The sequence below is a fragment of the Prevotella heparinolytica genome (assembly GCF_002998535.1).
GTDB classification, from domain to species: Bacteria; Bacteroidota; Bacteroidia; order Bacteroidales; family Bacteroidaceae; genus Bacteroides; species Bacteroides heparinolyticus.
On record NZ_CP027234.1, the window covers coordinates 1,171,891 to 1,183,891 of the forward strand.

The 12,001-nt window shown below is 50.0% G+C and carries 9 protein-coding genes; all 9 read left to right on the top strand.

The genetic code is table 11. The annotated features are described in order from the left end of the window. Positions 1-5 precede the first annotated feature (5 nt). The 9 genes from C3V43_RS04835 (at position 6) to C3V43_RS04875 (ending at position 11,982) form a co-directional block, all read left to right on the top strand. On the top strand, positions 6-1,700 hold the full coding sequence (locus C3V43_RS04835; protein ID WP_106068825.1) for a sodium:solute symporter: 1,695 nt from the start codon (positions 6-8) through the stop codon (positions 1,698-1,700). 53 nt (positions 1,701-1,753) lie between these two features. Then, positions 1,754-2,431, top strand: a complete 678-nt coding sequence (locus C3V43_RS04840; protein ID WP_106068826.1) for an NUDIX hydrolase — start codon at positions 1,754-1,756, stop codon at positions 2,429-2,431. A 69-nt stretch (positions 2,432-2,500) separates the two neighbouring features. Then, positions 2,501-3,187 carry an L-ribulose-5-phosphate 4-epimerase gene (locus C3V43_RS04845; RefSeq protein WP_106068827.1) on the top strand — a complete coding sequence of 229 codons (687 nt, stop codon included), beginning with the start codon at positions 2,501-2,503 and terminating at the stop codon, positions 3,185-3,187. A 35-nt stretch (positions 3,188-3,222) separates the two neighbouring features. After that, positions 3,223-4,764 (top strand): L-arabinose isomerase, encoded by a 1,542-nt coding sequence (gene araA, locus C3V43_RS04850; RefSeq protein WP_106068828.1) that lies wholly within the window; start codon positions 3,223-3,225, stop codon positions 4,762-4,764. Between the two features lie 115 nt (positions 4,765-4,879). Further along, positions 4,880-6,478, top strand: a complete 1,599-nt coding sequence (locus C3V43_RS04855) for a xylulokinase (RefSeq protein ID WP_106068829.1) — start codon at positions 4,880-4,882, stop codon at positions 6,476-6,478. A 25-nt stretch (positions 6,479-6,503) separates the two neighbouring features. After that, entirely contained in the window at positions 6,504-8,060 is a 1,557-nt protein-coding gene (locus C3V43_RS04860) for an alpha-N-arabinofuranosidase (RefSeq protein WP_106068830.1), read from the top strand. A gap of 193 nt (positions 8,061-8,253) precedes the next feature. After that, positions 8,254-10,266, top strand: a complete 2,013-nt coding sequence (locus C3V43_RS04865) for a transketolase family protein (protein ID WP_106068831.1) — start codon at positions 8,254-8,256, stop codon at positions 10,264-10,266. Further along, the gene (gene rpiB / locus C3V43_RS04870; RefSeq protein ID WP_106068832.1) at positions 10,263-10,697 is read left to right on the top strand and encodes a ribose 5-phosphate isomerase B; all 435 of its coding nucleotides are present in this window, start codon (positions 10,263-10,265) and stop codon (positions 10,695-10,697) included. The genes C3V43_RS04865 and rpiB overlap by 4 nt, the downstream gene beginning before the upstream one ends. Before the next feature lie 166 nt (positions 10,698-10,863). After that, positions 10,864-11,982, top strand: coding sequence for a tyrosine-type recombinase/integrase (locus C3V43_RS04875; protein ID WP_106068833.1), 1,119 nt, complete (start codon positions 10,864-10,866; stop codon positions 11,980-11,982). Positions 11,983-12,001: the final 19 nt, after the last annotated feature.

Here is a 12,001-nt window from a genome sequence, read left to right on the forward strand (position 1 = left end):
TATTTATGGAAGCATTAGATTGGATAGTCATTGGAGGTTTCTTCCTGGCTTTAATAGGAATCATAGTTTGGGTTGTAAGACAAAAGCAGGACGACTCGGCAGACTATTTCTTGGGCGGACGTGACGCCACATGGATTGCGATAGGCGCATCTATCTTCGCATCGAACATCGGTTCCGAACACTTGATAGGTTTGGCCGGCGCCGGCGCATCAAGCGGTATGGCAATGGCACACTGGGAAATACAAGGATGGATGATTCTTATCCTCGGTTGGGTATTCGTACCGTTCTATTCGCGAAGCATGGTGTATACGATGCCTGAGTTTCTGGAGCGTCGTTATAACCCTCAATCACGTACCATATTGTCCGTCATCTCATTAATCAGCTACGTGCTGACCAAGGTTGCGGTGACTGTATATGCCGGCGGACTGGTATTTCAGCAAGTATTCGGTATTGACACGCTTTGGGGTATCGACTTCTTCTGGATTGCAGCCATCGGACTGGTAGTGTTGACCGCACTTTATACCATTTTCGGAGGAATGAAGTCCGTGCTTTATACTTCGGTACTTCAAACACCTATTCTGTTGTTAGGCTCGCTGATTATTCTTGTGCTCGGCTTCAAAGAATTAGGAGGATGGGACGAGATGATGCGCATCTGCGGTGCCGTCACGGTGAACGAACATGGAAATACCATGACCGAACTTATCCGCAGCAATAACGACCCCGACTTTCCATGGTTGGGAGCATTGGTAGGTTCTGCCATCATCGGTTTCTGGTATTGGTGTACAGACCAGTTTATCGTACAGCGCGTCCTTTCCGGAAAGAATGAACGGGAAGCACGTCGAGGAACTATCTTCGGGGCTTACCTCAAACTGTTGCCCGTATTCCTGTTCCTGATTCCGGGTATGATTGCTTTTGCTTTGCACCAGAAATACCTTGGTGCAGGCGGCGAAGGTTTCTTGCCCTTGCTGGCCAATGGAAGCGCCAACGCAGATGCCGCTTTCCCGACTTTGGTTGCCAAACTGCTTCCGGCAGGAGTCAAAGGACTTGTGGTCTGCGGCATTCTCGCAGCCTTGATGAGTTCGCTTGCATCTCTGTTCAACTCTTCGGCCATGCTGTTCACTATCGACTTCTACAAACGCTTCAAGCCGAACACTCCGGAAAAGAAACTGGTAGGTATCGGGCAGATGGCCACCGTGGTGATAGTGGTATTGGGTATTCTCTGGATTCCCATCATGCGTAGCGTAGGCGATGTACTTTATACTTATCTGCAAGATGTACAGTCGGTATTGGCTCCGGGTATTGCATCCGCATTCCTGCTCGGCATTTGCTGGAAACGGACTTCCGCCAAAGGCGGCATGTGGGGACTGATTGCCGGTATGATTATAGGTCTTACCCGATTGGGAGCCAAAGTATATTACAGCAATGCCGGCGAAACGGCCGATAATATATTCAAATATTTGTTCTATGATTTGAACTGGTTGTTCTTCTGCGGATGGATGTTCCTGTTCTGCATCATTGTGGTAATAATTGTCAGCTTAATGACAGAAGCACCCGGTGCAGAAAAGATACAAGGATTGGTATTCGGAACTTCCACCCCGGCACAGAGAGCTACCACACGGGCAAGCTGGAACAAATGGGACATCATCCATACTGCCATTATTTTAGGCATTACTGGTATTTTCTACTGGTATTTTTGGTAATGAAAGAATCTGACAATAAGAACTTAATTTACAAATAATAAAAAAAGGAAAAGATGAGTGATTATTATAGTTCAAACCCGAAATTCTATGTGGGTGTAGATTGCATCATCTTCGGTTTCCACGAAGGTGAACTGCATCTGCTGTTATTAAAACGGAACTTCAAACCGGCAATGGGCGAATGGTCGCTGATGGGCGGCTTTGTACAGGAAAATGAAAGCGTGGATGATGCCGCCAAGCGAGTCCTGAAGGAGCTGACAGGATTACATAATGTGTATATGGAACAAGTGGGTTCCTATGGGACAGTCGACCGCGATCCAGGCGAACGGGTCATCTCCATCGCCTATTACGCATTAGTCAATATCAACGAGTATGACAAAGATTTGGTACATCAGCACAACGCTTTTTGGGTAAACATCAAAAACCTGCCTCCGCTTATCTTCGACCATCCGTTGATGGTGGAAAATGCACTGAGCCTGATGCAACAAAAAGCCTCCTCCGAACCCATCGGCTTCAACCTGCTGCCCAAACTCTTCACTTTAACACAGTTGCAGACGATGTACGAGGCTATTTTCGGTGAAGAAATGGATAAGCGGAACTTCCGTAAACGCATAAGCGAAATGAATTTCGTGGAAAAAACCAACAAAATAGATAAAATCACTTCCAAGCGAGGTGCGGCTTTGTATAAATTCAACGAGAAAGTATATCGCAAATCTCCGAAATTTAAACTGTAAATAAAGGATGAAGAGGTGTCATGCCATAAGCATCCTTCTCTTCATTCACAAATCAAAATTCTTCTGATTATGTTGGAAGCACTGAAAGAAAAAGTTTTTCACGCCAATCTCGAATTGGTGAAACATGGACTGGTTATTTTCACTTGGGGGAATGTATCGGCCATCGACCGCGAAAGCGGGCTGGTGGTCATTAAGCCCAGTGGAGTGAGTTATGATGAGATGAAAGCGGAAGACATGGTTGTTGTTGACCTCGACGGCAAAGTAGTGGAGGGAAAGCTGAAACCTTCTTCCGACACGCCCACCCACGTGGTACTTTATCAGGCATTTCCTGAAATAGGAGGAGTAGTACACACACACTCCACCTATGCCACCGCCTGGGCGCAAGCCGGACTGGATATTCCCAACATCGGAACGACCCATGCCGACTACTTCCACGATGCCATTCCCTGCACGGCAGACATGACGGAAGCCGAAGTAAAAGGGGCATATGAACAGGAAACGGGAAATGTCATCGTAAAACGTTTCGAAGGTCTGAATCCGGTACACACACCGGGAGTGCTCGTAAAGAACCACGGGCCTTTCTCTTGGGGAAAGGATGCGCACGATGCCGTACACAATGCCGTGGTGATGGAACAAGTGGCCAAAATGGCAAGCATAGCCTACGCCGCCAATCCCAACCTGACCATGAACCCGCTGCTGGTGGAAAAACACTTCAGCCGCAAGCACGGGCCTAATGCTTATTACGGACAGAAATAACAACTACAAATATTAACTATAAAAAAGAAAATTGTATGAACAACTTATTTAATCAATACGAAGTATGGTTCGTCACCGGAGCACAGCTCCTGTACGGAGGCGACGCAGTAGTAGCGGTAGACGCACACAGCACCGAAATGGTAAAAGGTTTGAATGAATCGGGCAAACTTCCCGTTAAGGTAGTATATAAAGGAACGGCCAACTCTTCTAAAGAGGTGGAAACTATCTTCAAAGCAGCCAACAACGATGACAAATGTATAGGCGTCATCACATGGATGCACACTTTCTCGCCTGCCAAGATGTGGATTCACGGTTTGCAACAACTCAAGAAACCGTTGCTGCACCTGCACACGCAATACAACAAAGAAATTCCTTGGGACACCATGGACATGGACTTCATGAACCTGAACCAGAGTGCACATGGCGACCGTGAATTCGGACACATCTGCACCCGTATGCGCATCCGCCGCAAAGTAGTGGTAGGTTACTGGAAAGATGAACAGACATTGCATAAAATCGCCGTATGGATGCGTGTTTGTGCAGGATGGGCCGATGCACAAGACATGTTGATTATACGCTTCGGCGATCAGATGAATAATGTGGCAGTGACCGATGGCGACAAAGTAGAAGCGGAACAGCGTATGGGCTACCACGTGGACTACTGTCCCGTAAGCGAACTGATGGCCTATCAGAAGCAAGTAAAAGATGAAGAGGTGGAAGCGATGGTAGCCACCTATTTCAAGGAATACGACCACGACGCCGAATTGGAAGATAAATCCTCCGAAGCCTACCGCAAAGTTTGGAATGCCGCCAAAGCCGAAGTTGCCCTGCGTGCCATCCTGAAAGCCAAAGGGGCCAAAGGATTTACTACCAATTTCGACGACTTGGGCGATGTGGATGTTGACAAGACCGGTAACGGATTCGACCAGATTCCCGGATTGGCTTCGCAACGTCTGATGGCCGAAGGCTACGGCTTCGGTGCCGAGGGCGACTGGAAATCGGCTGCTCTCTACCGTACTGTTTGGGTAATGAATCAAGGGCTGCCTGACGGATGCTCTTTCTTGGAAGACTATACGCTGAATTTTGACGGTGAAAACAGTTCCATCCTCCAATCGCACATGCTGGAAATCTGTCCGCTCATTGCCAATAGCAAACCCCGTTTGGAAGTACATTTCCTTGGCATCGGTATCCGCAAAAGCCAGACGGCACGCCTTGTCTTCACCAGCAAAGCACGCAAAGGTTGCACAGCTACCATTGTCGACCTGGGTAATCGTTTCCGCCTCATTGTGAACGATGTAGAATGCATCGAATCGAAACCGCTGCCCAAATTGCCCGTTGCCAGCGCGCTGTGGATTCCGCAACCCAACTTCGAGATTGGCGCAGGTGCTTGGATATTGGCAGGCGGCACGCATCACTCCTGCTTCTCCTACGACCTCACAGCCGAATATTGGGAAGATTATGCCGAAATCTCCGGCATCGAGATGTTGCATATCAACAAGGACACCACTATCAACGAGTTCAAGAAAGAACTGCGCATGAACGAGGTGTACTACATGCTTAACAAGGCTCTTTGCTAATTATTCAACCGGCCTCATAAATAAAAACGGAAGTGCCGGTGGCAATGAACCGCCGGGCACTTCTGATTCTATGGATTTATAATAATTGTTGTACCTTAATTATTTTGGTTCCAATATGAAAACAGATGCAAAATCAACTATTGAAACAGGCAAAGCCATTCTTGGCATCGAATTCGGCTCAACACGCATAAAAGCCGTTCTGATCGACCAAGAAAACAAGCCCATTGCACAAGGAAGCCACACTTGGGAAAATCAGTTGGTCGACGGGCTTTGGACTTACAGCGTAGAAGCCATCTGGCATGGACTGCAAGATTGCTACACCGACCTTCGTTCGAACGTAAAAGAATTATATGACACAGAAATAGAGTCTTTGGCCGCCATAGGTGTCAGTGCCATGATGCATGGTTACATGGCATTTAATAAGAAAGAAGAGATTCTCGTTCCTTTCCGTACATGGAGAAATACCAATACAGGTCGGGCGGCGGCAGCTCTATCAGACTTATTTGTATATAACATTCCCTTGAGATGGAGCATTTCTCACCTGTATCAGGCAATTCTGGATAATGAAGAACATGTGAAGGAAATCGATTTTCTGACAACTCTTGCCGGTTTTATCCATTGGCAGATAACGGGAAAGAAAGTGTTGGGTATAGGCGATGCTTCGGGAATGCTCCCCATAGACCCTACCACCAAGAATTATTCAGCCGAGATGGTGGATAAATTCAATTGCTTGATTGAACCCAAAGGATATGACTGGAAATTATCGGACATTCTTCCCAAGGTATTGCTTGCCGGCGAAAATGCGGGCTTCCTCACAACGGAAGGAGCTGCGAGATTGGATGTATCGGGACACCTGAAAGCAGGAATACCGGTTTGTCCTCCCGAAGGAGATGCCGGCACCGGCATGGTTGCAACCAATGCCGTAAAGCAGCGCACAGGAAACGTATCAGCGGGAACGTCTTCTTTCTCGATGATTGTTTTAGAGAAAGATTTATCAAAACCATACGAGATGATCGATATGGTTACTACTCCGGATGGAAGCCTTGTAGCCATGGTGCACTGCAACAATTGCACCTCCGACCTCAACGCATGGATCAACTTGTTCAAAGAATATCAGGAGTTGCTGGGTATTCCCGTAGACATGAACCTCATATACGAGAAACTCTATAACCATGCATTGAAAGGTGATGCAGATTGCGGAGGCCTCATTTCGTACAACTATATCTCAGGCGAACCGATAACAGGACTTGCCGACGGAAGGCCTCTGTTTGTACGTTCGGCAAATGATAAGTTCAGCCTTGCCAACTTCATGAGAGCCCACCTGCATGCTTCGGTAGGAGTGCTCAAAATCGGTAATGACATCCTTTTCAAAGAGGAGAAGGTTAAGGTCGACAGAATCACGGGGCATGGAGGTCTGTTCAAGACGAAAGGTGTAGGTCAAAGAATCCTTGCAGCAGCTATCAATTCGCCCATTTCCGTTATGGAAACAGCCGGCGAAGGCGGTGCATGGGGTATTGCCCTGCTCGGCTCTTATCTTGTTAATAATGAGAAGAAACAATCTCTGGCAGATTTTCTGGAAGAAAAGGTATTTGCCGGTGAAGCCGGTGTCGAAATAGCTCCTACAGCCGAAGAGGTGGCAGGCTTCAACACATACATCGAGAATTACAAGGCCGGACTGCCTATCGAAACAGCAGCAGTTACATATAAAAAGTAGAAATTTAAAACCAAAAGAAACACCCATGAGAAACAAGCTTATCATCAGCGGCCTTATGCTTGCCGCTTCGCTTACCGCATCAGCACAAGAAAGTGCAACCCTTACCCTGCAAGCCGATAAAGCCGAACAAATCATCCCGAAGGAAATCTATGGCCAGTTTGCCGAACATTTGGGAACCTGCATCTATGGCGGACTTTGGGTAGGTGAAAACTCTGAAATTCCCAATATCAACGGTTACCGTACCGATGTGTTCAATGCGCTGAAAGAACTGAAAATACCGGTTCTTCGCTGGCCGGGCGGCTGTTTTGCCGATGAGTATCACTGGATGGACGGTATAGGCCCGAAAGACAAACGTCCCAAAATGGTAAACAACAACTGGGGAGGAACGATTGAAGACAATAGTTTCGGAACACACGAGTTCCTCAACCTCTGCGAAATGTTGGGCTGCGAACCCTATATCAGCGGCAACGTAGGCAGCGGAACCGTGGAAGAACTGGCCAAATGGGTAGAATACATGACTTCGGAAGGCGACTCTCCAATGGCACGTCTGCGCCGGCAAAACGGACGCGACAAGGCATGGAAGGTGAAATATCTCGGCGTGGGTAACGAAAGCTGGGGTTGCGGCGGAAGCATGCGTCCCGAATATTATGCCGACCTTTATCGTCGCTACTCCACTTATTGCCGTAACTACGACAGTACCCGCCTCTTCAAGATAGCCAGCGGTGCGAGCGACTACGATTACAACTGGACAAAGGTATTGATGGACCGCGTGGGCAGAGGTATGCACGGACTCTCTCTGCACTATTACACCGTCACCGGATGGAGCGGAAGCAAAGGTTCGGCCACGCAATTCGACAAGGGCGATTACTACTGGACACTCGGCAAGTGCCGCGAAATAGAAGATGTCCTGAAAAAGCATATCGCCATTATGGACGAGTATGACAAGCAGAAACATGTTGCGTTACTGCTCGATGAATGGGGCACTTGGTGGGACGAGGAACCCGGCACCGTACGCGGACACCTCTATCAACAGAACACCTTGCGCGATGCTTTTGTGGCTTCCCTCAGCTTCGACATCTTCCATAAATACACCGACCGCCTGAAAATGGCAAACATCGCCCAGATAGTGAACGTACTTCAATCCATGATTCTAACTAAAGGCAAAGAAATGGTGCTTACCCCTACCTACTATGTATTCAAAATGTACAACGTGCATCAGGATGCCACTTATATTCCTCTTGAAGGAAGCTGCAAGGTTATGAACTTGGAAGGCGAACGCAACCAAAACCGTAAACTGCCTCTGCTGAGCGCCACCGCTTCAAGAGACAAGAGTGGCAAGATACATATCTCTATGTCCAACATCGATGCCGACCAAGCACAGGAAGTGACCATCAACCTGTCGGGCACAAACGCCAAGAAAGCGGTGGGCGAAATTCTGACATCATCCAATCTGACAGATTACAACTCTTTTGAAAAACCCGATAACGTAAAGTTAGCTCCGTTCAAAGAGGTAAAAGTCAATAAAGGTGTACTCAAAATCAAGTTGCCCGCCAAATCCATTGTCACCCTTGAATTGCAATAAGGCACAACCGGTTTACAGTAAAGCAAACAAGCCTACTTAATGTATTTTTGACATGAAGCAGACAAGGAGGCCAGCAAAAAAGGCCTCCTGACAGTGTTGCTAATTGCACATAAAGAGTTATCTTTGCCCTTATTAAAATCCGATAAGCAAAGAACCGTCTGTTTCCGACATTCAAAAACTAATTATAAACGATATGAACGACAACAAACTAATGAACCGTGCAGCGGACAATATCCGCATCCTTGCCGCCTCTATGGTTGAAAAGGCCAACTCCGGACACCCCGGTGGCGCCATGGGCGGTGCCGACTTTGTGAACGTGCTTTTCTCCGAGTTCCTGGTATACGACCCTGAAAATCCCGCTTGGGAAGGCCGCGACCGTTTCTTCCTCGACCCGGGACACATGTCTCCGATGCTCTATTCCCAACTGGCATTGACCGGAAAATTCACTTTGGACGAACTGAAAGAGTTCCGCCAATGGGAAAGCCCCACTCCGGGACATCCCGAACGCGATATCATGCGCGGCATTGAAAACACTTCCGGTCCATTGGGACAAGGACATACTTATGCCGTAGGTGCAGCCATTGCAGCCAAGTTCCTGCAAGCCCGCTTCGAGGAAGTGATGCCGCAAACCATCTACGCATACATTTCCGACGGAGGCGTGCAAGAAGAAATTTCTCAAGGTGCGGGGCGCATTGCCGGTACGCTGGGATTGGACAACCTCATCATGTTCTACGATGCCAACGACATTCAGCTTTCTACCGAAACAAAAGATGTTACCATCGAAGATACTGCGAAGAAATACGAGGCATGGGGCTGGAAAGTTATCACGATCAACGGTAACGATCCCGATGCCATCCGTGGCGCGCTGAAAGAAGCAAAGGCTGAAAAAGAGCATCCGACACTGATTATCGGTCACACCGTAATGGGCAAGGGCGCCCGCAAGGCCGACGGCAGCAGCTACGAAGCCGACTGCGCCACTCACGGTGCTCCTTTGGGCGGCGACGCTTACGTCAACACCATCAAGAATCTGGGCGGCGACCCGACGAATCCGTTCGTCATTTTCCCCGAAGTGGCCGAATTATATGCCAGACGCACAGCCGAACTGAAGAAAATCATGGCCGAGAAGAATGCAGCCAAAGCAGCTTGGACCAAAGCCAATCCGGAAAAGGCAGCCAAACTGGAACAGTTCTTCTCCGGCAAAGCCCCCGAAGTAAACTGGGCAGCCATCGAGCAGAAAGCCGGCTCGGCCACACGTGCCGCATCGGCCACAGTGCTCGGTGCTCTTGCCACTCAGGTGGAAAACATGATTGTGGCATCCGCCGACCTCTCCAACTCCGATAAGACCGACGGCTTCCTGAAAAAGACACACGCTTTCAAGAAAGGAGATTTCAGCGGCGCATTCTTCCAAGCCGGCGTTGCCGAGCTGACCATGGCCTGCTGCTGCATCGGCATGGCGCTGCATGGCGGCGTTATCCCTGCATGCGGCACTTTCTTCGTATTCTCCGACTACATGAAACCTGCCGTACGTATGGCTGCCTTGATGGAAGTTCCGGTTAAATTTATCTGGACTCACGACGCATTCCGTGTAGGTGAAGACGGCCCGACTCACGAACCGGTGGAACAAGAAGCCCAAATCCGCCTGATGGAAAAACTGAAGAACCACAAGAGACAGAACTCCATGCTGGTACTCCGCCCGGCAGATGCCGAAGAGACCACAGTGGCATGGAAACTGGCCATGGAGAATACCACTACGCCGACCGGACTGATTTTCTCCCGTCAGAACATCGCCAATCTGCCCGCAGGAAACGATTACCAACAAGCTGCCAAAGGCGCTTACATCGTAGCCGGTTCGGACGAGAAACCGGATGTAGTTCTTGTTGCATCGGGCTCCGAAGTATCTACGTTAGTGGCCGGTACCGAGCTGTTGCGTAAAGACGGCATTAAGGTTCGCATTGTTTCCGCTCCTTCCGAAGGCCTATTCCGCAGCCAGGTACTCGGCTATCAGGAAAGCGTCATTCCGGGCAACGTGAAAGTGTTCGGTCTGACTGCCGGCCTGCCTGTAACTTTGCAGGGATTGGTAGGTCTTCATGGCAAAGTATGGGGCTTGGAATCATTCGGCTTTTCAGCTCCTTACAAAGTGCTGGACGAGAAACTCGGATTCACGGCCGAAAACGTTTACAAACAAGTAAAGGAGATGCTGCGATGAAGACAATAGGAATCTGCTCCGACCATGCCGGATATGCCCTGAAGCAATATGTAAAGCAATGGTTGGAGGCTAAAGGATGGGAATACAAAGACTTCGGAACTTACTCTCCGGAGAGTGTGGATTATCCCGATTTTGCCCATCCGTTGGCACTGGCTGTCGAAGCCGGCGAGTGTTATCCCGGCATTGCCATTTGCGGTAGCGGAAACGGTATCAACATGACATTGAACAAACACCAAGACATCCGTGCCGCTTTGTGCTGGACACCGGAGATTTCCGGTCTGGCACGTCAACACAACGATGCCAACATACTCGTCATGCCGGGGCGTTTCGTCACCAACAACGAGGCCGATGAAATCATGACCAAGTTCTTCACTACTCCGTTTGAAGGTGGACGTCACCAACGGAGAATAGAAAAGATACCGGCAGAATAATAGGAGATTCAACCTCAGCATATCGGGGACTTGCAAACGTTTTACGTGACGTTCTGCAAGTCCCCGTCGCATATACCGCAGGCGGTAAGCCCGCCCCTGCGTGCTCTTTCTCTCATAATCCGTATTTTTGCCTGCGATTCATTAACCCTATAAATCATAATACACGATGTTCAGTATTCTATCTTATTTCAGGAGTGCGGACGGGCTTCAAAGAACCTGTTCCGCCGGCAAAAGAGACAAGGGAAAAGAAGAGAAAGCGGTGAAAGAGCGGCAGGAGGAGAAAGCGGATGCGAAGAAAAAGCTGCAGGAGAAAGAAGCGAAGGAGGAGAAGGGTGCGGGGAAAGTGCGGAAAGCGCGCACCGCCTCCCCCACGCTTTCGGGTTTCACCGGTGCGGCATCCCGTGGCTTAAGCCGCTCCACGGCCGAGAACTACCGCACGGCCGTGCGCTCTTTCGTTCGCTTCAACTCTGGCAGGGACGTGCCGCTTTCGGCATTCGATGCCGAGACCCTGCGCCGCTACGAGCGTTGGCTTCGCGAAGGTGGCGTATGCCCCAACACCTCCTCATGCTACATGCGCTCCCTGCGCGCCATCTACAACAAGGCGGCCTCTAAGCGGCTCGTGAAGGACAGGGCGCCGTTCAAGGGCGTGTTCACGGGCAACGAGCGCACCGTCAAGCGTAGCATCGGGGCGGAGGAGATGCGCAGGCTGATTCTTTCCACTTTCAGCCCTCCCTGCGGGGGAGGCTCCGGGAAAGAGGCCGCACCGGCTCCGGGTGCTTCCGCCCTCGACCTCTTCCTCTTCTCCTTCTACGCCATGGGCATGCCCTTCACCGACCTGGCGCACTTGAGGAAGCGGCAGGTAAAGGACGGGGTGCTTACCTACCGGCGCCGGAAGACGGGACGGCAGGTGAGGGTGAAACTCGAAAAGTGCATGCTCGAGATATTGGGCAGGTACAAGGCTGAGGGCACCGACTATCTCTTCCCTATATTATATAAGGTGAAGGACGGACGGATATGCCCCGTCTCCTATCCCTGCGCCCTGAACCGCTACAACCGCTCGTTGAAGCAGCTGGCCCGGCAGGCGGGTATCGGGGTGAACCTCACCTCCTACGTCGCGCGTCACTCGTGGGCGAGCATCGCCTACGAACATGGCGTGGGCCTGCCCGTCATCTCCAAGGCGCTGGGGCATACCGATACCAAGACCACGCTCATATACATCGAAGGGATAAAGGACGAACGGCTGGCGGAGGCCAACCGCGAACTGCTGGAAAGAATCCGGGCATGAGCCGGCGAAGGGGTACGCC